Origin of the sequence: Polynucleobacter yangtzensis (genome assembly GCF_027924165.1) — a bacterium.
Classification (GTDB): domain Bacteria; phylum Pseudomonadota; class Gammaproteobacteria; order Burkholderiales; family Burkholderiaceae; genus Polynucleobacter; species Polynucleobacter yangtzensis.
The window spans coordinates 1,950,194-1,976,099 of the sequence record NZ_AP026973.1 but is presented as its reverse complement, the minus strand read 5'-3'; the positions used below and the strand labels follow the sequence as shown (position 1 = coordinate 1,976,099).

General features: G+C 45.7%; 25 protein-coding genes, 1 tRNA gene, 1 pseudogene and 1 riboswitch. Of the genes and pseudogenes, 23 read left to right on the top strand and 4 right to left on the bottom strand.

Translation table 11 applies throughout. From position 1 onward, the window contains the following. Positions 1-122: 122 nt before the first annotated feature. The 7 genes and pseudogenes from rpmH to mnmC1 form a co-directional block, all read left to right on the top strand. Complete coding sequence (rpmH, locus tag QMF28_RS09945; protein ID WP_011903922.1) at positions 123-257, top strand: 50S ribosomal protein L34; 135 nt, start codon at positions 123-125, stop codon at positions 255-257. A gap of 8 nt (positions 258-265) precedes the next feature. After that, positions 266-583 (top strand): ribonuclease P protein component, encoded by a 318-nt coding sequence (rnpA, locus tag QMF28_RS09940; protein WP_255536806.1) that lies wholly within the window; start codon positions 266-268, stop codon positions 581-583. 19 nt (positions 584-602) lie between these two features. Beyond that, positions 603-824, top strand: a complete 222-nt coding sequence (gene yidD, locus QMF28_RS09935; protein WP_281742516.1) for a membrane protein insertion efficiency factor YidD — start codon at positions 603-605, stop codon at positions 822-824. A gap of 10 nt (positions 825-834) precedes the next feature. Continuing rightward, entirely contained in the window at positions 835-2,508 is a 1,674-nt protein-coding gene (yidC, locus tag QMF28_RS09930; RefSeq protein WP_281742515.1) for a membrane protein insertase YidC, read from the top strand. Between the two features lie 42 nt (positions 2,509-2,550). Continuing rightward, positions 2,551-3,912, top strand: a complete 1,362-nt coding sequence (gene mnmE / locus QMF28_RS09925; protein ID WP_281743684.1) for a tRNA uridine-5-carboxymethylaminomethyl(34) synthesis GTPase MnmE — start codon at positions 2,551-2,553, stop codon at positions 3,910-3,912. Positions 3,913-4,002: 90 nt separating this feature from the next. Further along, complete coding sequence (locus QMF28_RS09920) at positions 4,003-5,868, top strand: phosphoenolpyruvate carboxykinase (GTP) (protein ID WP_068320024.1); 1,866 nt, start codon at positions 4,003-4,005, stop codon at positions 5,866-5,868. A gap of 48 nt (positions 5,869-5,916) precedes the next feature. After that, positions 5,917-7,008, top strand: a pseudogene (mnmC1, locus tag QMF28_RS09915) (FAD-dependent 5-carboxymethylaminomethyl-2-thiouridine(34) oxidoreductase MnmC1); the annotation flags it as partial. Here mnmC1 and QMF28_RS09910 read toward each other — a convergent pair. Next, positions 6,978-9,656 carry a DNA topoisomerase III gene (locus QMF28_RS09910; RefSeq protein WP_281742514.1) on the bottom strand — a complete coding sequence of 893 codons (2,679 nt, stop codon included), beginning with the start codon at positions 9,654-9,656 and terminating at the stop codon, positions 6,978-6,980. The pseudogene mnmC1 and the gene QMF28_RS09910 sit on opposite strands and share 31 nt — an antisense overlap. Positions 9,657-9,858: 202 nt before the next feature. Beyond that, a complete protein-coding gene (gene dprA, locus QMF28_RS09905) occupies positions 9,859-10,554 on the bottom strand; it encodes a DNA-processing protein DprA (protein WP_281742513.1) in 696 nt (231 codons plus the stop codon). 71 nt (positions 10,555-10,625) lie between these two features. Between dprA and def the strand changes: the two genes are divergently transcribed. The 11 genes from def to QMF28_RS09850 all read left to right on the top strand — a co-directional run bounded on the left by def (position 10,626) and on the right by QMF28_RS09850 (position 19,807). Continuing rightward, positions 10,626-11,141 carry a peptide deformylase gene (gene def, locus QMF28_RS09900; RefSeq protein WP_281743683.1) on the top strand — a complete coding sequence of 172 codons (516 nt, stop codon included), beginning with the start codon at positions 10,626-10,628 and terminating at the stop codon, positions 11,139-11,141. Between the two features lie 8 nt (positions 11,142-11,149). After that, a complete protein-coding gene (gene fmt, locus QMF28_RS09895; RefSeq protein WP_281742512.1) occupies positions 11,150-12,148 on the top strand; it encodes a methionyl-tRNA formyltransferase in 999 nt (332 codons plus the stop codon). A gap of 2 nt (positions 12,149-12,150) precedes the next feature. Beyond that, a complete protein-coding gene (htpX, locus tag QMF28_RS09890) occupies positions 12,151-13,017 on the top strand; it encodes a zinc metalloprotease HtpX (protein WP_281742511.1) in 867 nt (288 codons plus the stop codon). Between the two features lies 1 nt (position 13,018). Next, on the top strand, positions 13,019-14,335 hold the full coding sequence (gene rsmB / locus QMF28_RS09885; RefSeq protein ID WP_281742510.1) for a 16S rRNA (cytosine(967)-C(5))-methyltransferase RsmB: 1,317 nt from the start codon (positions 13,019-13,021) through the stop codon (positions 14,333-14,335). Next, on the top strand, positions 14,332-14,913 hold the full coding sequence (locus QMF28_RS09880; RefSeq protein ID WP_068320005.1) for a DUF4390 domain-containing protein: 582 nt from the start codon (positions 14,332-14,334) through the stop codon (positions 14,911-14,913). Before rsmB ends, QMF28_RS09880 begins: the two co-directional genes overlap by 4 nt. Then, positions 14,910-17,219, top strand: a complete 2,310-nt coding sequence (locus tag QMF28_RS09875) for an ATP-binding protein (protein WP_281742509.1) — start codon at positions 14,910-14,912, stop codon at positions 17,217-17,219. Before QMF28_RS09880 ends, QMF28_RS09875 begins: the two co-directional genes overlap by 4 nt. A gap of 2 nt (positions 17,220-17,221) precedes the next feature. Further along, on the top strand, positions 17,222-17,905 hold the full coding sequence (locus tag QMF28_RS09870) for a response regulator (protein ID WP_068320002.1): 684 nt from the start codon (positions 17,222-17,224) through the stop codon (positions 17,903-17,905). Positions 17,906-17,998: 93 nt separating this feature from the next. Further along, positions 17,999-18,074 (top strand) — tRNA-Phe (locus tag QMF28_RS09865). A gap of 102 nt (positions 18,075-18,176) precedes the next feature. Continuing rightward, positions 18,177-18,581, top strand: a complete 405-nt coding sequence (locus tag QMF28_RS09860; RefSeq protein WP_281742508.1) for a hypothetical protein — start codon at positions 18,177-18,179, stop codon at positions 18,579-18,581. 8 nt (positions 18,582-18,589) lie between these two features. Further along, on the top strand, positions 18,590-19,120 hold the full coding sequence (locus QMF28_RS09855; RefSeq protein WP_281742507.1) for a hypothetical protein: 531 nt from the start codon (positions 18,590-18,592) through the stop codon (positions 19,118-19,120). Positions 19,121-19,252: 132 nt separating this feature from the next. Then, positions 19,253-19,807 (top strand): peroxiredoxin, encoded by a 555-nt coding sequence (locus QMF28_RS09850; RefSeq protein ID WP_281742506.1) that lies wholly within the window; start codon positions 19,253-19,255, stop codon positions 19,805-19,807. Positions 19,808-19,855: 48 nt separating this feature from the next. On the opposite strand, the gene katG is transcribed toward QMF28_RS09850, so the two are convergent. Next, positions 19,856-22,009: a catalase/peroxidase HPI gene (katG, locus tag QMF28_RS09845; RefSeq protein WP_281742505.1), complete on the bottom strand. Its 2,154-nt coding sequence runs from the start codon at positions 22,007-22,009 to the stop codon at positions 19,856-19,858. 397 nt (positions 22,010-22,406) lie between these two features. Between katG and QMF28_RS09840 the strand changes: the two genes are divergently transcribed. The 5 genes from QMF28_RS09840 (at position 22,407) to QMF28_RS09820 (ending at position 25,196) form a co-directional block, all read left to right on the top strand. After that, complete coding sequence (locus QMF28_RS09840) at positions 22,407-23,090, top strand: haloacid dehalogenase type II (protein ID WP_281742504.1); 684 nt, start codon at positions 22,407-22,409, stop codon at positions 23,088-23,090. 10 nt (positions 23,091-23,100) lie between these two features. Continuing rightward, positions 23,101-23,499: an MAPEG family protein gene (locus tag QMF28_RS09835; protein ID WP_281742503.1), complete on the top strand. Its 399-nt coding sequence runs from the start codon at positions 23,101-23,103 to the stop codon at positions 23,497-23,499. A 137-nt stretch (positions 23,500-23,636) separates the two neighbouring features. After that, positions 23,637-23,792 (top strand): hypothetical protein, encoded by a 156-nt coding sequence (locus QMF28_RS09830; protein ID WP_281742502.1) that lies wholly within the window; start codon positions 23,637-23,639, stop codon positions 23,790-23,792. A gap of 56 nt (positions 23,793-23,848) precedes the next feature. Continuing rightward, entirely contained in the window at positions 23,849-24,583 is a 735-nt protein-coding gene (locus QMF28_RS09825) for a sulfite exporter TauE/SafE family protein (protein WP_281742501.1), read from the top strand. Between the two features lie 144 nt (positions 24,584-24,727). Continuing rightward, positions 24,728-24,831: riboswitch (glycine riboswitch) on the top strand. Between the two features lie 173 nt (positions 24,832-25,004). After that, positions 25,005-25,196, top strand: a complete 192-nt coding sequence (locus tag QMF28_RS09820) for a hypothetical protein (protein WP_281742500.1) — start codon at positions 25,005-25,007, stop codon at positions 25,194-25,196. Between the two features lie 62 nt (positions 25,197-25,258). Here the strand turns inward: QMF28_RS09820 and QMF28_RS09815 are convergent, their stop codons facing one another. Then, positions 25,259-25,903: a histidine phosphatase family protein gene (locus QMF28_RS09815; protein ID WP_068319918.1), complete on the bottom strand. Its 645-nt coding sequence runs from the start codon at positions 25,901-25,903 to the stop codon at positions 25,259-25,261. Positions 25,904-25,906: the final 3 nt, after the last annotated feature.

Genomic DNA, 25,906 nt, shown 5'->3' with positions numbered 1-25,906 from the left:
TTTAAATTAATGATTTAAGAGAAATTTAACCAAAAATAGAGAAAAACACCTACATATTCATCAAGATAGATTGACCTTTTGCTCTGCAACAAGGAAAATACTTGGTTTTCCAGGGATCGAACATGAAAAGAACTTACCAACCCTCAGTAACACGTCGCAAGCGCACTCACGGCTTTCGCATTCGTATGAAAACCAAAAGCGGACGCGCAGTTTTAAATGCACGCCGTGCAAAAGGCCGCAAGCGTTTGGCTGTTTAATTTAGCCATTGAATAGCGCTAGGATTTCTGAATTACTAAAAATACGTCCCCAGACAAGTTTGTACTGGGGTGTATATGCTGCATCCACCCAAGAGGGCGCCAAGCCTGACTTGGGGGTTGCTGTAGCAAAGAAGTTAGCCAAAAGAGCGGTTGACCGAAATCGCCTCAAGAGAATGATTCGCGAATTGGTTTGGGCGGCTCAAGCCAACACCTTAAATAAAGATGTTGTAGTTAAGCTCAAAAAACCAATTGGTCGCGAGACACGAGGCAGGCTTAGAAAAAAAGAAAAAGAAATTCTGCGCTCTCAAATTTCAGGGTTAATTTAAGGTGCGCGTTTTAAACAGTATGGCAATAAAGTTAGTAAGAATTTATCAACTAACATTAAGCCCATATGTAGGAATGCACTGCAAATACGTACCCAGTTGTTCGCAATATGCTTGTGACTGCTTTAGTCATTATGGATTTTTAAAAAGCCTTGGATTAACGGTGTGGCGTATCTTGCGCTGCAACCCATGGTCACGCGGTGGCTATGATCCTGCTTTAAAAGATACAAAAACATCAACTTAAGTGAATGTAAATGGACTTTAAAAAAACAATTCTTTGGGCTGTATTCTCGATGTCGGGTCTTATGCTCTACAACAATTGGCAGGTTCATGAAGGCAAGCCATCTTTGTTTGGTGGTGCTCCAGCAAGCGCCCCAGTAGCTGCAGAAAAAGCAGCCGCCGCCAATAAGGTTGATGTTCCTACACAAATCTCAGGATCACCAGCTGTTGCTGCAACCCCTGTCGTAAGTAGTGGCGCGATTGAAGGCGCAGAAAAGTTCACATTACAGAACGATGTTTTGGTGTTGGAGATCAGCGCAAGCGGCGCAAACGTTATTGGCGCAAAGCTATTGAAATCTTTAACCGCAGAAAATAAGCCGGTTGAATTGTTCCAATACACACCGACACACAAATACTTCGCTCGTTCAGGATTAATTTCCCTTGGAAATAATGATCTGCCAAACCATACAAGTACATTTAAGTTAGCTCAATCCGGTAAAGATGGCTCGGGCAGACCGTTTGCTGTTTTTGTTAGCGAGCGCAATGGCGTTAAGTTGGAAAAAACATTCATTCTTAATCCAGGCAGCTATGTTGTGGATGTTGGGCATCGCGTTACCCAATCATCAAACAACCCAAACCCACTTTTTCTTTACACGGAGATTGTGCGCGACGCATCGCAAGAACAAAAAATCGGCCCCTTCGACGGCGCCTTTTCTACTAGTACCTTTACTGGACCTGCTGCCTATACCGACAAAGAAAAGTTTAATAAGCTCGAGTTCACGGCAATTGATAAAAACAAAATTACCATCCCTACTCAAGTAGCTGCTGGTGAGCCGGCTTGGATTGCAATGGTCCAACACTATTTCGCAAGCGCATGGATCCCAGGCGATAAAGCTGCACGCGATATTTACGCCGGCAGAATTGATAACGGCCTCTATCGAATTGGTATGCAAACCCCCCTCGGTGTGGTTGCCTTAGGATCTTCCGTTGTCGAAAAAGCCAAGCTATTTGTTGGTCCACAAGAAGAGCGTGTTTTAGAAACCATCGCTCCTGGGTTTGAGTTGCTGAAAGACTACGGCTATTTAACCATTTTGGCCAAACCAATTTTTTGGCTGCTAGACAACATCCATTCTTATGTCGGCAACTGGGGTTGGTCAATCATTCTTTTGACCATCTTAATTAAGTTGGTGTTCTTCCCGCTTTCTGCCGCAAGCTATAAATCAATGGCGCGCATGAAGGAAGTGCAACCCCGCTTGGTGGCCATGAAAGAGCAGTACAAAGGCGAGCCACAAAAGCTCAATCAAGCCATGATGGAGATGTATCGCAAAGAAAAGATTAACCCGCTGGGAGGTTGTCTCCCTGTGGTTATTCAAATCCCCGTGTTTATCTCTTTGTATTGGGTTTTGTTGTCCTCGGTTGAGATGCGTGGGGCGCCATGGGTATTGTGGATTCATGATCTTTCGGTTCCAGACCCGTACTACATCCTTCCAGTGATTATGGCTGCTTCAATGTTTGTACAAACTAAATTGAATCCAACACCACCAGATCCGGTTCAGGCAAAAATCATGATGTACATGCCAATTGTTTTCTCGGTTATGTTCTTCTTTTTCCCTGCAGGTTTGGTTTTGTATTGGGTTGTAAATAATTTGTTATCAATTGCACAGCAGTGGCAAATTAACCAAATGTTTGGAAAAAAGCCCGCTAAGTAATTTGCGAGCTGCATAAAACTTTGTAATAAGTAGACAGCAATGATGACGAGAAAATTGCCTATCATTGCTGTCGCAACCGCACAGGGTAAGGCTGGCGTGGGCGTTGTTCGCATTAGCGGACAAAACCTACAACCCATCACAAGCTCCCTTTTTCAAAAAAAACTTTCTCCACGTCAGGCCAACCTATTAACGCTGTTTGACGAACACGGCGATGCTATTGATCAGCTTATTGCCATTTACTTTGCTGGACCAGCCTCTTTCACGGGCGAAGATGTTTTAGAGCTGCAGTGTCATGGTGGACCGCAACTACTTGAGTTGGTAATCAAGCGCTGTCTAGAGTTGGGAAAAAACGAGGGACTCGTTATCGCAGAGCCTGGTGAATTTACTTTGCGCGCCTATCTCAATAACAAGATCGATTTGACTCAAGCCGAGGCAATTGCAGATTTGATTGATGCGCAAAGTGAGGCGGCTGTGCGTGGAGCCGCGCGCTCCTTGCAGGGTGCTTTTTCTGATGACATTAACAATCTCATCGAAGAAATTACTCAGCTCAGAATTTTGGTTGAATCAACCCTCGATTTTCCAGAAGAGGAAATTGAGTTTTTGGAAAACGCCCAAGCGCGTCAACGCTTGGCGGCTGTAAAAGAAAAGTTGCAGGCTTTACGTGCTGGCGCTAAGCAGGGAAAAATCTTGCGCGATGGAATCCAGTTGGTTTTGGCTGGGGCCCCTAACGTTGGGAAAAGCTCCCTATTAAATCGCTTGGCCGGGGAAGAGGTGGCCATTGTTACCCCCATTGCTGGAACTACCCGCGATCGAGTGAAGGAAAGTATTGCCGTTGATGGTGTGCCAATGCACATTATTGACACCGCGGGCTTGAGGGAAACGTCCGACATAGTCGAAGCAAAGGGAATTGAGAGATCTTGGGATGCCATTCGCCTTGCCGATATGGTGATTTTTTTGACCGATGCCCAGGCAGGCAATCAAGAAGATGCGCTAAAAGCCCAGATTTTGAAGGAATTGCCTCCTAAATGTGCTGTACTCGAGGTCGTCAATAAGGCGGACTTACTGCCAGAATCTCCAAAATTGCCGTCCGATCAGGCTTTATTGATTTCTGCCAAAACTGGAGTGGGAATAGATCGGCTGAAGCAGAAGATTTTGGAGATTGTGGGCTGGGATGGACCTCAAGAGGGCACAATTTTGGCCCGTAGAAGACATTTAGATTGCATAGAGCGAGCCGCCGAACATATTGAAAAATCAGAACAATTTGCCGCAAATGGCAACAATTCGCTGGAGTTGTTTGCAGAAGAGCTATCTTTAGCGCAAAAACACCTTGGTGAAATTACCGGCAAACTGCTTCCTGATGACCTTTTGGGCAAAATCTTCAGCCAATTTTGTATTGGCAAGTAAAGGGTTTGTGCGGTGTGGGGTTGAGGGTAAAAATTCACCCAAAATGATAAAATTGTCGGATTAAAAAATTCAATCTTCATAGGGAAACATATGACTTCAACTACCAGCGGCCAAATCAATGTGAATGCGCCAGCTTATGTAAAAAACAAGCGTTTAATTGAGTGGGTTGGCGAAGTTGCCGCTCTGACCAAGCCTGACGCAATTCGTTGGTGTGATGGCTCACAGGCCGAGTACGATGAGTTGTGTGAGCTTTTGGTTTCGGCTGGTGTATTTAAGCGCCTTAACCCTGCTAAACGTAAAAATTCCTTTTTAGCTTTGTCTGATCCTGAGGATGTGGCGCGCGTTGAAGACCGCACCTTCATTTGCTCTGCCAAGAAAGAAGACGCCGGTCCAACCAATAACTGGGTTGAACCTAGCGAGATGCGTGCTACATTGAAGCCATTGTTTGATGGCTGCATGCGTGGCAGAACAATGTATGTTGTGCCATTTTCAATGGGCCCAATCGGCTCACCAATTGCACACATTGGCGTTGAGTTATCTGACAGCCCTTACGTTGCAATCAATATGAAGTTGATGACTCGTATGGGCAAGGCAGTTATTGATCAGTTGGGCGCTGACGGCGAGTTCGTTCCTTGCATCCACACAGTTGGCAAGCCTTTAGCTGCCGGTGAAAAAGACGTCGCATGGCCTAACAACAAGAACAAATATATCGTTCATTACCCAGAAACTCGTGAGATCTGGTCCTTTGGATCTGGCTACGGCGGCAATGCATTGTTAGGTAAAAAATGTTTTGCCTTGCGCATTGCATCGAACATGGGCCGTGACCAGGGTTGGTTGGCTGAGCATATGTTGATCTTGGGCGTAACTTCACCTGAGGGTAAGAAATACCATATCGCTGCAGCATTCCCATCTGCTTGTGGCAAAACCAATTTCTCCATGATGATTCCTCCAGCAGGCTTCGATGGTTGGAAGGTAACAACCATTGGTGACGACATTGCTTGGATCAAGCCGCGCAAAGACCCCGTTACTGGTAAAACCCGTTTATTTGCGATCAATCCTGAGTCTGGCTACTTTGGCGTGGCCCCTGGGACTAATCGCCAAACAAACCAAAACTGTATCGACTCATTGAACCAAGACGTGATTTTCACTAACGTTGGTTTGACTGATGATGGCGATGTTTGGTGGGAAGGTTTGACAGAAACCCCACCGGCACATTTGATTGACTGGCAAGGTAAAGACTGGACTCCTGCTGATGGCGCGGCCGGTCGTAAAGCTGCACATCCAAATTCACGCTTCACTGTTGCGGCAACCAATAACCCAGCGGTTGATCCAAACTGGGATGATCCTGCAGGCGTTCCAATTGATGCTTTCTTGTTCGGCGGTCGCCGTTCAAACACTGTGCCTTTGGTTAGCGAAGCGCGTGATTGGGTTGAGGGTGTTTACATGGCCGCAACATTGGGCTCAGAAACTACCGCAGCGATTACAGGACAGATCGGCGTTGTACGTCGTGACCCATTTGCAATGATTGCATTTGCTGGTTACAACATGAGCGACTACTTCCAACACTGGTTAAATATTGGCAAGAAGTTGGAGGCCGAAGGCGCTGTGTTACCGAAGATCTATTGTGTGAACTGGTTCCGCAAAGACGAAAATGGCAAGTTTGTATGGCCCGGCTTCGGCGAGAACATGCGCGTTCTTTCTTGGATTTTGAATCGCGCCGAAGGCAAAGCAAACGGCAAAGAAACACCGTTTGGTATTACTCCAGAGTACACAGATATGCACTGGGGCGGCCTTGATTACTCAGCAGAGAAGTTCTCTAAAGCCATCAATGTTGGAATTGATGAATGGAAGAATGAGCTTAAGCTTCACACAGAATTGTTCGAACACCTTGGCGATCGTTTGCCAAAAGAGTTGAAAGAAACTCGCTCTAAGATCGAACAACGTTTGAATGCTTAATGCTGATCAGTCTTTAGTAATCACAAACGTTTTATATAGATTTATTAAATGACCAAACCCCAACACCATGAAATAGTGGTGATTGGGGCAGGCATTTGTGGAGCAACTATTGCAAATGAGTTGCTCGTGCGCGGCAAATCAGTTTGTATTATTGACGCCGCCGCATCTCCAGCTACCGCCTGTTCCAGCCATGCTTATGCCATTGCTCATCCCCATATTGGTAAAGGCTCTCCACGCCTATTGCGTCTAACGCGTATTGCATTTTTGCTAGCAGAAGCGCGCTGGAAAAATGTATGGCAGCAGCATGGAATATTTCAGCCAACCAAAAAAGACAAAGTATTTGATCGTGCACAAACGATCGAGCATCTTCTTTCCTTAGATCTTGATACCGATATGGCAATGGCTATGGATGCTAAAGAAGCGCAGCGTGTTTGTGGAATTGAGCAAAGCGGTGTTTGGTTGCCGCGAGGTGCTGGCTTAAATTTATCCGAAGCAAGTAATAAGCTATTGAAAAATCACGCGCGGTTAACTTGCGTTTGGAACACAAGCATTATGCGCCTTGAAAAGGCTGCTAAAGCTTGGCATTTATTTGATTCAAAAAATGAGATCGTCGTCGCAGCGGACAAGGTGGTTATAGCTTGCGCCATGGAGGCCAAGCCTTTAATGAGCAGCATTGATGTTCGCTTGCCTTTAAGACCGGTGCGTGGACAACTCAGTATTTTCTCCGTCCAAGAAGGAGATCCTTGGGCCGAAAGGTTGCCAAATGTCGGGATTTCTGGCGATGGGTATTGTCTGCCCGCAACTCGTTTAGAGAACGGCAGTTATCAATGGATTGTAGGCTCGAGTTTTGATGAGGGCGAAGACGATCTTGCGCCAAGAGATGAAAGTGATGACTTCAATCGTGAGCAGGCTAAGGGCCTGGTAGCTTATGAAGAAGGCGATACTCGCTCGTTAGTGAAGACCGGTGAATTTGTTGGCGTTCGCTGTGTTGCTGGCGATCGTTTGCCTATCATCGGCGCCCTCACTCAGCGTCCAGGAATATTTCTGGCTACCGCCTTGGGGTCGCGTGGAATTTTATGGTCCGCTCTAGCGGCCAAGCTTATTACCGCTCAGCTACTAGAGGATGACTTTGCTTTGCTAGCGCGCTTAGGTTTTGCAGCTGATTTAGTTGCTGCACTTGCACCAGCCCGTTTCTTTGCAGGGGCTTTAGCAGCACCCTCTACCTTGGGGGCTTTGGCCTCAAATTCAAAGCCGATTTTGCCCGCTGAATCTAAGGCCAAGTAGGCCTTAAACCCACGCCCAGTGCGGTTCGACTTGAAGTTAGTCAGAAGATCAGTTTTGCCTTCTTTCAATAACTTTTGAACCTGTTCTGCCGATACTTCTTGTTGTAAAACAACCTTGCCAGTTTTGAAGTCACACGTTTTGCTTGGGCCCGTATTGTTTTCACAAACATAGCGCATGCCATCTTCATAAACAGCGCCAGAGCATTTAGGACAAACTCCTAGAGCTTGACGACCCGTGAAATCAACCACTTCAGTTTCATCATCTTGTGTATTACCAAAATCAAACTCGAGTTTGAAACCAGCATTTGGATAGTCTTTATCGTCCTCTGGAATTTCACTCAACTTGATAATTGCTGCAAATGGCCTTCCCATTTTGCTGCGGAATCCTTGCAGAGGGCCAATCGTTTTTTCACGTAGCAACTCTTCAACTTCAGGGTATTCAAATGCACGTCCGCCAGGTGTTTTGCTGATAGTAAAGCCACACTTTTCGCAAGCAAAACGACGGTAGTTTTCTTTCACCGGACCCTTACAGTGCGGGCATGGCGTGGTCATAGTGGCATAGTCGCCAGGGATAGTATCGCTATCGTATTCTTTAGCGCGCTTCACGATGCGCTGGGTCATCTGCGCGATCTCTTGCATGAAGGTATCGCGATTCATCTTGCCTTGCTCGATGAGGGAAAGTTTGTTCTCCCAGCTACCAGTTAAATCGGGGCGTGTTAATTCTTCAACATCTAAGCCGCGTAATAAGGTCATCAGCTGGAATGCTTTTGCTGTTGGTATCAGCTCACGTGCTTCGCGTACGATATATTTTTCTGCTAGCAGGCCTTCAATTATTGCCGCGCGTGTTGCAGGAGTGCCTAAGCCTTTTTCGGCCATAGCCTCGCGCATTTCATCATCATCTACCCACTTACCAGCGCTTTCCATTGCGGAGAGCAATGTTGCTTCTGTATAGCGTGCAGGCGGCTTTGTTTTTAATGGCACAGCAGCAATAGTTTCTGTTTGAACTGATTCGCCCTCTTGGACCGGAACCAGCTCATCATCTGCCTGATTGGATTTGCCGTAGACCGTTAGCCAGCCTGGGTTTACGAGCACACGCCCTTCAGTTTTAAAGTGGTGTCCTGAAGCCTCTGTAATACGAGTAGTAACGCGGAATTCTGCGGCGGGATAAAACACCGCCAAGAAACGACGCACTACCAAATCGTAGAGTTTTGCCTCCGGCTCGCTCAAACTCTTTGGCTTTTCTAGAGTTGGAATGATCGCAAAGTGATCGGAAATTTTGGAGTTATCGAAAATACGCTTGTTCGGTTTAATCCATCCATAGCCCGCCTTGGCTTTTGGATCTTTGGGATCGCCTTGCAGAATTTGTTTTGCAAATGCACGATAGTCTTGCGAATGCTCAGAGAGGTTCTCCATGGTTTGTTTAACCGTGTCGAGATAATCTTCTGGCAGTGCTTTTGCATCAGTACGCGGATACGTCAATACCTTGTGACGCTCATATAAAGCTTGTGCAAGACCTAGTGTATTTTTTGCAGAGAAGCCAAAGCGTGCATTCGCTTCGCGCTGCAAGCTAGTTAAGTCGAATAGTTGAGGAGCAAGCTGTGTGGCTGGCTTGGCTTCTTCGGTTACGTTTGCTTTTTTGTCGCGACATGCCGCTACGATGCTTTGGGCCGCCGCTTCACTCCATAAGCGATTCTCCCGCGCATCTGGTTCGGCAGCATGTTTTTTAAATTTCGGATCAAACCAACGACCTTCATAGATGCCTGCTGCAGCAATGAATTCCGCCTTTACTTCCCAGTAGTCTTTAGAAATAAATTTACGAATGAGCTCTTCTCTCTCAACCACAATTGAGAGCGTTGGGGTTTGAACACGGCCGACCGTGGTTAAAAAGAAGCCACCACTCTTGCTATTAAACGCGGTCATGGCGCGAGTGCCGTTGATGCCAACTAGCCAATCTGCTTCAGAGCGGCAACGCGCTGCATCTGCAAGGGGCTGCATATCTTCATCGGTTCGTAAGTTGGCAAAGCCATCACGAATTGCTGCTGGCGTCATCGATTGCAGCCACAAGCGTTTAATAGATTGCGATGCTTTTGCATGTTGCGCAATCAAACGGAAAATCAACTCACCTTCGCGCCCCGCGTCGCATGCATTAATAAGTGCGGTGACATCTTTGCGCTTAATAAGCTTTTGTAAAACTTTTAAGCGTGACTCTGTTTTGGCAATCGGACGCAAGTCAAAATATGGAGGCACCACTGGCAGATTGGCAAAAGACCACTTGCCACGTTTTACGTCGAATTCTTCGGGAGCGGCGATCTCTAATAAATGACCCACTGCAGAAGAAATCAGAAATTCATCGCTTTCAAAATAATCTTCATATTTTGTAAAGCCACCCAGGGCCTTAGCAATGTCATTGGCAACTGAGGGCTTCTCGGCAATGATGAGAGCCTTTGGGTTATCCCCGGCAGTAGTCTTCGAGCTGCTTTTTTTGGTAGTTGCTTTAGTCGCCACGCGTTTTGCCTAAATTTGAGCTAAAAATGATGATTTATTGGGTAAAACGGAGGGTCGATTAATGCCTAAACAGGACCCAGCCAACTGCATACCCCTTTTTTATTATTAACCGATAAATTAAGAAAAGTCCAAAAACCCCAATTTTTTGCCTATTTTGGTTGCAACAGATTGCCTATTTTTATAGCAAAACCTTGCTTTAAAGCTATTTAAACGCGGTTTTTAGGGAAAAATCGAGCTCCTCAAGTATGTCACTGGTCCTAAAGGCCAGTTTTGCGCCTTGTTGAATCAGCAGGTGACAACCTATTGAATTGGGGTTGCTTACAGGGCCAGGAAGGGCGAAAACCTCTCTTCCCAACTCTGCAGCCAAGCGCGCGGTAATGAGAGAGCCCGACCTTTTTGCCGCTTCTATGACTACAACGCCAAGCGATAGGGCTGCAATGATGCGATTTCGCCTGGGAAAGTGACATGCCTTTGGGCCCGTCCCCATAGGCAACTCAGATACCAGTAGCCCCTGTTGTCCAATGGCCCTAGAGAGGCTGATGTTTTGACGGGGATAAACAAGGTCTAAGCCGGTACCCAGTATGGCGGCGGTAAAGTGGCCCGGCCCAAGCTCAATAACCGCATGGTGGGCCGCGCTATCAATGCCCATTGCCATCCCAGAAACAATGAGCGCCCCCGCCTTGGATAAACCCTGTGCAAGGTGGCGAGCATTTTTTAAGCCTTCTGGGCTGGCTTTTCTTGAGCCGACGATGGCAATCATGGGCTTCTTTAAAAGACCCGCATTCCCATATATATAGAGCGAGTCTGGAGGGTCATATAAATCGTGAAGACGGCGAGGGTAGTCAGCACTTTTACGATCGATGCGGATGGCGTTGGCCATTACAGGCGTTAATTGCATAAATCAATTTTGTGCCATAGGGGAATTAGAACAATCAGGACAGACTGATAGCTCTGTTGGATAATTCTTATATGGCTTTGTTAAACGTCCTTTGTTATCCAGATCCCCGCCTGCATAAGGTTGCAAAACCAGTTGCACAGGTTGATGCTCGCATTAAAAAAATTGTCGCGGATATGGCGGACACCATGTATGAAGCTCCCGGAGTTGGCTTGGCGGCAACCCAGGTAGACATACATGAGCGCATCGTAGTGATCGACGTATCTGATGATCAAAACGAGTTGATGGTTTTTATTAATCCGGAAATTGTTTGGGCAAGCGAGGAAACGAAATCTTGGCGCGAAGGTTGCTTGTCTGTCCCTGATTTTTATGACGAAGTTGAAAGACCAGCAGAAATCCGAGTTAAGGCATTAGATGTTAACGGCAAAGAATTTGAAATAAACGCTGATGGTTTGTTAGCGGTTTGTTTGCAGCACGAGTTAGATCACTTGCAGGGAAAAGTATTTGTCGAATATTTATCAATCCTCAAGCGAACTCGTATCTCACAAAAAATGAAGAAGCGCGCTAAAGAATTAGTAGGTCAGCGCTAAGCGCCCCAATGAAAATTGTCTTTGCTGGAACCCCAGAGTTTGCTGCGCAAGCCATGCGTGCAATCCACACTGCTGGGCATGAAATTGTTTTGGCTTTCACTCAACCGGACCGCCGTGCTGGCAGGGGTATGCATTTACAAGCAAGCCCGGTTAAAGAGTTTGCTTTAGAAAACAATATTCCGGTATTGCAGCCCGAAACTCTAAGGCGCACTAGTGTTGATCCACAAAAAAAAGTACAAGCTGACGAAGCCTATGAGCGCCTCTCCTCAATCGAGTTTGATGCCATGGTTGTTGTTGCATATGGCTTGATCTTGCCCCAAGAAATTTTGGATATTAGCGAACGACCCGGAAGATTTGGCAGCTTTAATATTCACGCTTCCTTGCTTCCGCGTTGGCGTGGTGCTGCGCCAATTCAGCGGGCGATTGAGGCCGGAGATGCAAAGACTGGTATTTGCATTATGCAAATGGATGCAGGTCTTGATACTGGTGATACCGTTTTAGTTTCTGGTCTTGATATTGCCCCCGATGAAACAAGCGCAAGCTTGCATGATCGATTGGCACAACTTGGGGCAGATTCGATCGTGAGCGTCTTAGATGCTTTGCAGCAAAGTAAAAATATGAACCGGGTGCCACAGCCAAACGAAGGCATTACTTATGCTGAAAAAATACTAAAGAGCGAAGCAGAAATTGATTGGTCCTTAAGTGCAAAAGAAATCGATCAACGCATTCGTGCCTTTAATCCTTTCCCTGGCGCTACTGGTCAGGTGGGTGGTTTGGTGTTGAAGCTTTGGGATTCCAGAATTCCGGAGGTCGGGGCGGTAGGCTCAACCGGCAGCGTTGGTGATGTGCTTGGGTTCAGTGGTGATGGCGTATATATTCAGTGTGGTCAAGGCGTCGTCGAGGTTATGCACATGCAAAAACCTGGGGGCAAAAAAATTGACGCTAAAACCTGCTTACAGTCGATTGGCGTTGATCAAAAACAGTTGCATTTTTTGTCAAAGGAGTAGAAATGTTTAATTTTGCAAAGACTGCTGTTTTGATGGCAGCCATTACTGCGTTATTTATTGTGGTTGGTGGCATGCTGGGCGGCGAGCAAGGCATGTTGATGGCTTTGTTGATGGCTGTCGGTATGAATTTTTTCAGCTATTGGTTTTCTGACACCATGGTATTGAAGATGACTAATGCACAACAGGTGGACGAAAGATCTGCGCCCCAGTTTTATGCATTGGTGAAAGAGTTGGCCGAGAAGGCTGGTTTGCCAATGCCTAAAGTATTTTTGATTAATGAAGATGCGCCGAATGCATTTGCAACGGGACGCAATCCAGAAAACGCTTCCGTTGCCGCAACAACCGGCATTCTAAAAATTCTCTCGAATCGTGAGTTGCGCGGCGTTATGGCCCATGAGCTGGCGCATGTTCGCCACCGAGATATTTTGATTTCAACAGTGGCTGCAACTATGGCAGGTGCAATTTCTGCATTAGCAAACTTTGCGATGTTTTTTGGCGGGCGCGATTCAGAGGGCAGACCCAACAATCCAATAGCGAGTTTGATGGTGGCGATATTGGCGCCAATAGCGGCAAGCCTGATTCAGATGAGTATTTCACGAGCACGGGAATATGAGGCTGATCGTGGTGGTGCAGAAATTAGCTCTGATCCAGAGGCTCTTGCGCATGCACTAGAAAAAATTCATAACTATGCCCAAGGTATTCCATTTCAGGCTGTTGAGCAACATCCAGAAACTGCACAGATGATGATTCTGAATCCTCTTGGTGCTGGCGGCCTTGCGCAACTATTCTCAACCCACCCCCCTACAGAAGAGCGGGTGGCACGCTTAATGCACATGGCTAAAAACGGGGAATGCCCCGGAGCAAATTAATTTGACCGACCAAAAAACACCACGCAGTCTCCCGCTTTCAGAAGCAATCACTATTGCAGCACAAGCAATCAGTGAGGTAATGAGCGGAAGATCGCTTACAGAAGTCTTGGATCAACTTGAGCCGCATGAGCGACCTATCGTTCAAAGCCTCAGTTTTGATGCGCTACGAAAGTGGGTGCGCTCGCATGAGTTAATCAAGCAATTTATTCCAAAGACTCCGCCGCCTGAAACAGATCACTTGCTAAGCGTGGCAATCGCTTTATTTTTGCAGGATGCAACAGAGGGCAAAGGATATCCAGCGCATACCATTGTTGATCAGGCTGTGAAGGCGTGTGGCGAATATGACAAGACCATGTATGCCAAGGGGTTGATGAATGCGGTTCTACGTAAGGTCAGCCTCTTAGTGCAGCCGCCCGAAGGTGATAGGCGTTACCCGCCTGACCCCATTCCAATGTATGTGCCCGCATGGTGGCGCGCAAATTTAAAACGCAATTACTCTAAACAGTGGCAAGCGATTTTGTTTCAGCAGGCTAAGCGCGCACCATTAATTTTGCGTGTCAATCAACGGCAATATACGCGCGAGCAATATCAATCATTGTTGTCTGATGCTGGCATTGCATCAAAACCAATTGATGAAGTGGCTGGTATTGCTTTGCCTTCTGCGCTTTTAATTCCAGAAGCTGTACCTGTTTCTGATTTGCCAGGTTTTTATAGTGGCGCTGTATCTGTCCAAGATGCGGGAGCTCAGCTTGCTGCAATTTTGTTAAACCCACAAGATGGCGAGCTAGTGTTAGACGCTTGCGCAGCTCCCGGTGGCAAAACAGCGCATCTATTAGAGCTTGCCGATTGCTCAGTGCAGGCTTTGGAGTTAGATGGTGAGCGGATTGGAAAGATTGGCGGTAATTTAGATCGCCTTCGCTTGCATTCTGACAAGGTAAGAGTGCTTCGTGGCGATGCCTCTAAAGCTGCATGGTGGGATGGCATTCCTTTTGACAAAATTTTGCTCGATGCGCCCTGCTCTGCTTCGGGGATTGTGTCTCGCCATCCAGACATACCGTTTTTAAGACGTGAGGCTGATGTAAGAGCCCTGCAAGAAAGGCAGCGCGGTATTCTGAATCAGGCGTGGAAGATGCTCAAACCAGGGGGCGCCCTCCTATATGTCACATGTTCAATATTTTTTGAAGAGGGTGAGGATCAGGCCGCTTGGTTTGCTGAGCAGCACCGCGATGCGGTACGATTAGGCGCTCCAGGTCAGATTTTGCCTGGTGAACTAAACGACGGTTTTTACTATGCTTTGTTTAAGAAAAATGGGCCATGAGCCAAAGAATTAAACAATTCCTCTTTTTGTTCTTGATGGTTTTGGGAATTTTCTCAACCACCGTGAGTGCAGAAGGTATCAAGATCAAATCCTTTGAGTTGGAGAGGTCTGATAACGACTGGCTTTTGAGCGCTACGTTTCAGATTGAATTATCTCCAGGTCTAGAAGACGCAGTGCAAAAAGGCGTGGTGCTGTATTTTCAGACTGAGTTTGATTTAACGAGATCGCGCTGGTATTGGTTTGATGAAAAGCCAGCTCTTGTACAAAGACAAACCCGTTTGTCATACCAGCCCTTAACGCAGCAGTATCGCATTGCTTCCGAGGGGTTTACTTTCTCAGCTAAATCAATGTCTGAGGCTTTACAAGCAGTGGGCAGCATTGGTGGGTGGCGTGTCATGGAGAATTCACAACTAGATCCAGGTAAATCCTATACAGCTAGTATGCGCATGAACCTAGACCTAAGTAAGTTGCCAAAACCGTTTCAGGTCAATGCGCTAAACAACCGTGACTGGAATGTTTCTAGCGATTGGTACCGCTTTCCATTCTCTTCAAATGGCCCCAACCTGATTAAACGATGAGATCTATAGCATCCCTGCTGGACTCAGGCTTTTTTACATCAAAAGCATTGGGTAAAAAAGTCGTACCAATCACGATTGTTTTAATTGGCGTATTCGCTTTATTGCTTTTAGTTCTATTGGCAATAGCTTCATCCAACACCGAGTTTTTTGACAACTACTTCATTTGGCTATATGCCGCAAATGTTGTTATTGGAATTTGTCTGACCTTAGTTATTTTGACCTTGGTGGGCGTGATTGCAGTGCGTTGGTATCGAGGTCACTTTGGCACACGTTTGATTGCCAAGCTAGCGATGATTTTTGCTTTGGTTGGTATTGTTCCCGGCTTAATTTTGTACGGCGTTTCTTTGCAGTTCGTATCCCGAAGTATTGAAACTTGGTTTGATGTGAAGGTAGAGTCGGCGCTGAATTCTGGTTTGGAGCTAGGGCGGGTGACTTTGCGGGTTGCCCAAGAAGAGATTTTGGGCGAAGGTAATTTTATTGCCGAACAGGTAGTGCAGGCTCCTTCAGGCGCAACAGCAGATCAGGTTGGCGCCACAATCATGAAGATTCGTAATCAATTTGGCATTCAAGAGGTAAGTCTCTTCAATATGCAGCGTAATTTGATTATCACTAGCGAGGTAAAGCCAAAGAAATATTTTCCTGCTCCTAGTGCGGAGGTGGTAGCCGAGGCTTTTAAAAAGAAGGGCATTACTTTTTTAGATCAAATTGAGGTAGATGGTGGGCAGCGTGGTTATCGCATTAGAGCGATTGTTCCCATTGTTCGCAAAAAACCTATTCATAGCAAATTAGATTCGGGCAAAGATACGGACGATAAGTATTTTTTACAGCTGGTGCGATATATTCCAACTCCGCTTGCAAAGAACATTTTTGCGGTTGAATCCGCCTATAGTGAGTATCAAGAAAAATCACTAGGGCGCACAGGGCTGCGTAAGATGTTTGTGGGAACCCTAACTCTCACTCTTTTCTTTGCGGTATTTGTTGCAATTACCTTGGCACTCATGTTGGGTAGGCAGTTAGCCCGCCCACTCCTAATGCTGTTGAGAGGTACACAGGCGGTTGCCCAGGGCGATTTATCGCCTAAGCCAGAGCTTGATACTGGCGATGAGCTAGGCATGCTGACGCGTCAATTTAATGTCATGACAAGGCAGCTAGCTGATACTCGGACCTCTTTACAAGAATCTAAGGCATTCTTGGAGCGCGTGCTGGGAAGTCTTACTGCAGGCGTATGTATTTTTGATAAAAACTACAACGTTGTTTCTAGCAATGCAGGGGCTGACCGAATTTTTGGTCAAGACCTCACCCAGCTTGACGGAAAGCCCTTGAGTAGCAGTCCTGCTTTACAAGAGTTTGAGGGCGCTATTAAAGAAGGCTTTGCCACCATGAAGCTGGCTGTAGTTAGCGAGGGTGACGCGGGACAAAGCGCCAAACAAACCAATGCGCCTGTATGGCAAAAACAAATCCAGCTACACAGCACCAATGAGTTTGAAAATGAATTAGGCGTTACCTTATTTGTGCGTGGCACAGAGTTGACTGGTGATTTACGAATGGTTGTCTTTGATGACATTACCGATGTGGTGAGCGCACAAAGATCAATTGCATGGAGTGAGGTAGCAAGACGCCTTGCCCATGAAATTAAAAACCCTCTCACACCCATTCAGCTCTCTGCTGAAAGACTGCAACATAAGCTTGCTGGTAAGTTGAGTCCTGAGCAAGAAGAAATGATTAATCGCAGCACTGAAACTATCATTGGTCAGGTGCAAGCCATGAAAGAAATGGTGAATGACTTCAGGGATTTTGCCAAGACGCCAACCCCTCAATTGAAGCCGGTTTCTATTAATACACTTACTTCAGAAATTTTGGGGCTTTATGAAGGTAGCCCATTGAAAACGAAGTTGGATCCAGCTTGCCCAAATATTATGGGTGACCCAACCCAGCTGAGGCAGGTAATTCATAACTTACTCCAAAACGCTCAAGATGCTACTCTTGAAGGCCCAAATCCCACCAGTCCAGTAGAGGTAAAAACAGAGTTGGTGCCTTATGGTGAGCATAATGGCGTTGTCCAAAATGCGGTGCGCTTAACAATAAGTGATTGTGGAGTTGGATTTCCAGCTAAGATATTGGCAAGAGCCTTTGAGCCGTATGTAACAACTAAGAGCAAAGGCACTGGATTAGGTTTGGCAGTGGTGAAGAAGATTGTTGATGATCACGCTGCGAAAATTGAAATTAGAAATCGTATGCAGGGCGATGAAGTAGTTGGTGCGCAGGTATCAATATTGTTTATGAATCTAGCAAAAGAGGCAGCCTAAGCATGGCTAGTATTTTGGTTGTTGATGACGAGATGGGAATTCGCGAGCTTCTCAATGAGATTCTGACGGATGAAGGCCATACTGTGTACGCTGCAGAAAGCGCAATACAAGCGCGTACGATTCGCGAACAAATGCGACCCGATTTAGTCCTGTTGGATATTTGGATGCCTGATACCGACGGCATTACTTTATTAAAAGAGTGGTCTAACACTGGCCAACTCACAATGCCTGTAGTCATGATGTCTGGCCACGCAACAATTGATACCGCTGTCGAAGCAACTCGAATTGGCGCCCTCAATTTTTTAGAAAAGCCGATTGCCCTACAAAAGCTTTTGAAGACGGTTAGCAAGGCTTTAGAGAGCTCTCCTAAATATGTTGAACCCGAACAAGAGCGTGCTGTTCAGGCCAACACAAATGCGGTAACAACGCCAAAGCAGGCTGTTGTCGAATCAGCTCCAGCACCTGCCGAGGGTGAATTCATCAGCGGAATAGCAAAAACGTACTTTGACCTGCCGTTAAGAGAGGCTAGAGATCTATTTGAAAAAGCGTATTTTGAGCATCAGATGCAAATCATGGGTGGCAGTATGACCAAGATTTCTGAGTACACGGGCCTTGAGCGTACCCACTTGTATCGCAAGCTAAAGGCGCTTGGAATAGATACCTCGCGGAATAAAGGCGAGAGCTAGACCCCCTTTAACCATGGGCATGAAGCCCATGAAATTAAGCAAATCCCCCAAATCAAGGGCGCTTAAAGCAAATTCGTTATAATTCCAAGTCTTGGCCTGGTAGCTCAGTCGGTAGAGCAGAGGATTGAAAATCCTTGTGTCGGTGGTTCGATTCCGCCCCGGGCCACCAAGAAACACCAAAACCACCTTCGGGTGGTTTTTTCGTTTCGCCCCCAACAAAAGCTTATAAAATCAACCATCCTAAATTAGTTGTATCTGTAAAGGTTAAAAAATGAAAAGCCTCTTAGTTTTGTTGTTTCCTTTATTGCTTACTGCCTGCGTCGGAACGACGCCCGTTGGTGAACCAATGTCTAAAAGCAATCTGACTTCAGGCCAGGTGAGTATGACCTTGAAGAAAAATGTGACTACACAGGCTGAAGTAGTTGAAACTTTTGGTGCCCCCAACTTAGTCACTCAGAACGCTGAAGGCGAAGATGTTTGGACCTATCAGAGAAACGCGACTGTTGCTAACGCCGCATCTAACTCTTCATATGCCACGATTATTTTGTTGGGCGGTACCAGTAAGTCTTCTGGATTTGAGCAGTCAAGCAGAACAATGACCTTAATTATTAAGTTTAAAGATATTAAAGGCGTAAAGACAGTTGTTGATTTCTCCTCTAGATCATCATCCTTTTAATACTAAATATGAAAAAACTAATTCCTGTTTTATTTGTCAGCGTCTTATCGCTCTCGGCTTGTGTTCAGCAGGCGGTAAAGCCCCAAAAGACATCTTTAGAAATTCAAGCTTATCAAGCTAAAGTATTCGAGGCCGACAAGAAAACTACTTTTAATTCCGTGATGTCAGTTCTTCAAGATTTGGGATACATCATTGGCTCAGCTAGTTTGGATACTGGGTTTATTACTGCTGTATCGCCGAATAAGCAAATAGATTCGCCAATCGCCCAATTTGCGCGATTGATCGGCTCTATGAATATGGAAGGTAGGACGGCTGTCACCGTTTCTATTGAAGAGATCTCACCCAAAAAGACAAGAGTTAGATTAAATCTTGTGGATAGCCAAACTAAAACAGGGCAATACGGTCAAAAAGCAACTGACGATACTCCGATTGATGACCCAAAGGTTTATGAGAGTGCTTTTGATAAGATTGGCGAAGCTATTTTCATTCGTCAAGCCCAGAATGCTGTTCCCGCGCAGCCCTCCAAGTCAAACAAATAATATTACTTGGATTAATTATCCTCGGCCCTGGTTCGATTCCGCCCCGGATCACCAAGAAACACCAAAACCACCTTCGGGTGGTTTTTTATTTTCCTTCGCCTCATGTGGGGCTTTTTTGTATAGTATTTAGATATGACAAACCTAAATCAGCTCCCTACAGATCTCCCCATTCCTCAAGATGATGGCTCGACCAATCATTTGAAGGGTATGAGGCTGCCTAACGTTTCTTTAAATGCTACCAATGGAACGGCCATTAACTTTGGTGACATCAAAGGTAAGTTGGTTATTTATTGCTACCCAATGACAGGGCAACCCAATGTTGCTTTGCCAGATGGTTGGGATCAAATTCCTGGAGCAAGAGGATGCACACCGCAGAGCTGTTCATTTAGGGATCATTACCAAGAGCTTCAGGCATTGGGCGCAGAGGTTGTGGGTTTGAGTGTTCAAACTACTGAGTATCAAAAAGAGATGGCCGATCGACTTCATCTCCCATTTCCAGTAGCTAGTGATGTGAATTATCAATTTCAGAAGGCATTGAATATGCCAACCTTTGTAGCGGCTGGAATGACTCTCTTAAAGCGAGTCACGCTCATTGCGAACAACGGTGTAATCGAGGCAGTTCATTACCCCATCTTCCCAAGCGATAGTGATCCAGCATGGGTAATTGATTATTTGAAGAGCCATTAAAAAACAGGGAGCATAAACTGCCCCCTGTTTAGCGCCTGAATTGCTCTACTACTCAAACATATCTGCGTTCATGACTTTGGTCCATGCAGCAACAAAGTCATTCACAAACTTCTCTTTGTTGTCGTCTTGTGCATAGACTTCAGCATATGCACGCAGGATAGAGTTTGACCCAAACACCAAGTCCACTCGTGTAGCAGTCCACTTGGTTTTGCCAGTAATGCGCTCAACGATGTCATAGCTATTGCGGCCAGTTGGCTTCCATGAGTAACTCATGTCAGTGAGATTCACAAAGAAATCATTACTCAATACGCCGGGCTTGTCCGTAAATACTCCATGTTGAGTGCCGCCATGATTTGTACCAAGTGCGCGCATGCCACCAACAAGCGCTGTCATTTCTTGGGCAGTTAGGCCCATTAATTGGGTGCGGTCAAGTAACAGCTCTTCAGGAGTGACTGCATAGTTTTCTTTCAGCCAATTCCGATAACCATCAGCCAATGGTTCTAGAACTTCGAAAGATTCAACATCAGTCATTTCTTGAGCGGCATCTCCACGACCAGCCTTAAATGGCACTTTGATATCAAATCCTCCAGCCTTCGCTGCTTGTTCTATGCCAATATTTCCGGCGAGAACAATGATGTCAGCAATGCTTACACCAGAGTCTTTAGAGATTTTTTCATACACACTCAGCACCCTTGCTAAGCGATCGGGCTCGTTGCCAACCCAATCTTTTTGTGGTGCCAGACGAATGCGTGCGCCATTAGCTCCGCCGCGCTTATCTGAGCCTCGGAAGGTGCGAGCACTATCCCATGCCGTTGTCACCATATCGCTGATGGATAAGCCGCTAGCTTTGATCTTCGTTTTAATCGCTTCAACCCCATAGTCTTTTGAGCCGACTGGAATAGGATCTTGCCAAATCAAGCTTTCCTTAGGGACGTCTGGGCCAAAGTATCTTGCTTTAGGACCCATATCCCGGTGGGTTAACTTAAACCATGCTCTTGCAAAAGTTTCTGAAAAATGCGCAGGATCTTTTGAAAACTTCTCGGAAATTTTGCGATATTCAGGATCCATTTTGAGAGCCATATCCGCATCTGTCATCATCGGCATGCAACGAATGGATGGGTCTTCAACATCAACAGGCTTATCTTCTTCTTTGATGTTGATTGGCTCGTATTGCCAAGCACCCGCAGGACTCTTGGTGAGCTTCCACTCATAATTGAGCAATAAGCGGAAATAGCCGTTATCCCATTGGGTTGGATGGGTGGTCCATGCGCCCTCAATGCCACTGGTAACGGTATCTCGGCCGATGCCACGAGTCTTATGATTCATCCAACCGAGGCCCTGCTCTTCAATTGGCGCTCCTTCTGGTGCGGGTCCAAGATTTGCAGCGTTACCGTTACCATGTGCTTTGCCCACTGTATGGCCACCCGCTGTCAGTGCAACAGTTTCTTCATCATTCATGGCCATGCGAGCGAATGTGACCCGCATGTCTTTGGCTGTTTTCAGCGGATCCGGATTGCCATCAACACCTTCTGGGTTAACGTAAATCAAGCCCATCATCACTGCTGCAAGCGGGTTAGCTAAATCGCGTTCGCCAGAATAGCGACTACCTTCCCCGCCGCTTTTTTGTAGCCATTCTTTTTCTGATCCCCAGTAGATATCCTTTTCTGGATGCCAGATATCTTCACGTCCAAATGAGAAGCCAAAAGTTTTTAGCCCCATGGATTCGTAAGCAATTGTGCCGGCGAGAATCATTAAATCTGCCCAGCTAACCTTGTTGCCATATTTCTTCTTGATGGGCCATAAAAGCCTGCGAGCCTTATCCAAATTGGTATTGTCAGGCCACGAATTGAGCGGCGCAAAACGTTGATTGCCAGTGCCGGCTCCGCCGCGACCATCGGCGATACGATAGCTGCCGGCCGAGTGCCATGCCATCCGAATCATGAGGCCACCATAGTGCCCCCAGTCGGCTGGCCACCAATCTTGGCTATTTGTCATGAGCTCTCGCATATCTTTTTTGAGCGCGTTCACATCTAGCTTTTTTAATTCATCGCGATAATTGAATGATGGCCCCATCGGGTTGGTCTTGGTATCGTGCTGATGCAGAATATCGAGATTAAGTGACTTAGGCCACCATGCCATTGGAGTATTGCCAGACTCTGTATTTGCTCCGTGTGCTACTGGGCATATTCCCTTTGATGTCATATTGATCTCCTTTTAGATAACAAATAATTTGATTTGTTAATCTCTGTCGTTCAGATTAACTGATAAAGCTATAAATAGTCTGTGTGCTAGACAGTATTTTTATTCGCCCGCCATATATGTAATGAGAATGCTCATGACATGCCCTCCTTGTTAAAAATTATTAATAATCTTTCCCCAGTTTTAGGCGCTTACTTATTGCTTGCTACGAACTCATCTTGTTCTGAGATAGAACATTAGTCAAATGAATTAAATTGAACTTATTGATCGAAAAAATTGATAACAAAACCGGTATTAAAGTAGCTCCTATTTCAATAAGGAACGCAGTCGCTTCCATCACTCACGGACCTCAAGGCCATTAAGCGACAATAGAAACTCATAATAAAAAGCTGGAGACTGCATGTATAAGCTGATAGCCTTTGATGCCTATGGAACATTGTTTGATGTGTACTCAATGGGCCAGTTGGCGGAAGAATTATTTCCTGGCCACGGGCAAGCTTTTGCTTTAATGTGGCGCGATCGTCAAATTGAATATACCCGCTTAGTTACGATGAGCGATCCCAATCCGGGTGGAAGTAAACACTATCTGCCATTCTGGGAATTAACCATTCGTTCGCTTCGCTATGTTTGTAAGCGCATGGAATTAAATCTCACAGCAGAATATGAGAAGCGACTCATGGATCAGTATGCCAAGCTCACTGGATTTAACGACAGCTTAAGCGTTCTTAAAACGATTAAGGATATGGGAATTTCTACTGCAATTTTGTCTAACGGTAGTAGAGAGATGTTGGCAATGGTAGTCGAAAGTAATGGTCTAGCGCCATACCTGGATAAGGTTGTGACAATTGAGGATGTGCGTTTGTTTAAAACGGCGCCGCAGGCTTACGAACTTCTACTAAAAGCTTTTCCAGTGAAGAAAGAAGAGATCTTGTTTGTCTCAAGCAATGCCTGGGATGCTTTAGCAGCGAAATGGTACGGATTTGATGTATTTTGGGTCAATCGTCTTGGCCATCCTTTTGAAGAGATTGGTGAAAAACCAAACTACGAAGGAAATTCTTTAAGCAAAGTTTTGGAAGTTATTTAAGGAGAAATAAATGTTGCTAATGACTTCAATTATTGCCGCAATCTTGACTATTATTTTCGTAAAGCTTTCTTTTGCGGTAATTGGCCTTAGAAGAAAAAATAAAGTTGGCCTAGGAAGTGGAGGTTACGACGATCTTGAAAGAGCTATTCGCGCTCAAGGTAACTTTGCCGAGTATGTGCCAATTGGACTCATTTTGATTGCTTGTCTTGAGTTAAATGGCGCCCCTTGGTGGCTTGTAATTCTTCCCGGCATCGCTTTAATCATTGGGCGCTTAATTCATGCCAAAGGTATTAATGAGCCGCCGCCCAACTTTAGTAGCCGTGTATTGGGAATGAAATTTACTTTTGGGACTCTCATTACATTGGCAATTCTCAATGTAGGCTGGCCCTTGTATAGCATGGTTGCATAGGGGTCATTCAATTCACGTTTAATTTTCCTGGTGAGGAATTCTAAGACCGCCCGCGGGCAGTTTTTTTAACAAAAGTTCTGCTATAAATTGGATATCTAATAGAGTGGATTTCATACATTCAATCGGGATAAAAAATCATGAAAAAATTACTTCTTACTATTACATCGACTTTAGTTGCTATGGCTCTAACAGGCTGTCTTGCCAGCACAACCTCTCCTGATGGGGTTAACTGTAACTATTCTCAAGGTAAGCCCATGTGGGAAATGCCGCTAGATTGCCAGGGCGGTCGCTAAAGGATTGACTGGGTATTTATTTAGTCACCCACTGTTGATATTTGAGATGAGTAAGCTTGCTTGATCTGATTCTTCAGGCTCTAGTTCTGGGTTCGCTCGGTCTGGGCGCCGGAGTTTTGGGTGGTGTCATTGGCTTTGGCACCACTATCATCCTAATGCCCGCCCTCGTTTATTTTTATGGGCCTATTCAGGCCATTCCTGTTATTGCTTTAGTTGCAACCGTAGCTAATCTCTCGCGTATTTTTTTGTGGTGGAATGTCATTCGGTGGCGCGTTTGTATTGTCTATAGTTTTGCAGCAATACCATTCACGGTGTTAGGTGTGAATACTTTAGTGCGGCTTGATGAGCGATTGGTCGAAATGACTTTGGGCGGTTTTCTAATTTTGTTAGTTCCAATCCGCCGCTGGATGCGAAAAAAGAATTTTTATTTAAAGCTTTGGCAGATGGGCTTGGTTGGCGCCACCATCGGTTACTTGACAGGCATTGTCGCTACTACCGGAGCAATCAATACCCCATTCTTTTTGGCGTATGGCTTAAGTAAAGGTTCCTTCTTGGGCACGGAGGCAGCAAGCACCCTTTCAATTTTATTTACCAAGGGCATAGCATTTCACCAGCTAGGATTTTTGAACATGATGGCTATCATGCAGGGACTTCTAATTGGAGTTTGTGTTTTGGCTGGCTCAATTTTTTCCAAAAAAATAGTGTTGGCATTGCCAGAAGATAAATTTTTATTGCTGATGGAGCTGGTCATGTTGATCTCGGGACTATCTATTTTGGCGATGGCTTTTTAGTGTGCATTGGTACAAATCACTAGTTTGATAAAACTATCATTCGGTTATAATTTTCATAAGCAGGAGAGTGAGGGGCCTCCCTCCACCGAAGGCGCAAACTCCCATGAACGCTCAGGTATCCACCAGGAAGGTACTGCTTATCCTAAACAGCCGTCTGGAGAGTCACCATTTTTATGGTGCACCGAAGGAGCAAGCCCTAAGCTACGCTTAGGGTGAATCTCTCAGGTATCAAGGACAGGGGGAGCGGCATCCGTTAGCGCGGCGATAGTCCGTGAGCGATGGTCCGCTTTGGGAGAGTCTCTATGCACATTCTGATCGAATAGGTTGCCATTTTTTTCTTGTCGCAAATGCGGTATTTAAAACATCGATATTTCCCAAAATCAATTTTCATTTTTGGGTGCTAACTTATTAAGGTAAATGTATGACAAACAAATTTGTTGAAGAGGCTCCATATCACCCTGGCTACGAAGATGCTGGCTTTAAAGGCGTTGCTTCGCCCCTGGCTGCAGAAATTGATCGCTTCAGAAAAAGTAATTCTCGTTACTTAGGCTTTGCTGATGTAATCGTTGATTTTTGTGTATCAGATCAAAATAAATTACAGCACGCTAAGTAAATACAAAAATAATAAGCCACCCTAGGGTGGCTTATTGATTAAGAGGACCAGATTTTTAGTCTTTAGAGGTCTAAATTATCTAGCGCTAAATTTTCTAGGTGGCTAGTATCGGCCCAGCCGTCCACTTTCCATGTATACCCATCATGACTGATCCAGTTGAGGGAGGCATTAGGTACGGCAACAGCTTTTTCAGCGTCTAAGGCTTGATTGCTTGCGATTCTGTACATCATGTCTAATGCGCCGCCATGGCTCACCAATAAAACTGTTTTTCCAAGATATTTTTCGCGGATTTTCTCGAGAGCGGCGTTAATACGATCTGCAAATTGTTGAATGCTTTCTCCGCCACGTAATTCCTCAGTAATATTTCTGCTCAGATGAGACTTCCAAAGGTCTGGCTCGAGTTGAGGCGCTTCATCGGTGGTGAGGCCTTGCAGCGCTCCAAGGTGTCGCTCTCTAAGCTCCGCATTGGTAATGGCCGATGTGGCAAATAATTGTTCAATCGCTTTTGCTGTTTTGGCAGCTCTTTGGAGGTCGCTTGTATATAAAACATCAAATGCAAGATTAATTCTTTTGATGGCGTGCGCCATTTGCTCGGCTTGCGCCAAGCCGCGAGCATTTAGGTCTATATCTGTATGGCCCTGAAGGCGACGCTCGGCATTCCAGTCTGTCTCACCATGGCGAACTAAACAAAATCGAGTAATGGTCATGCC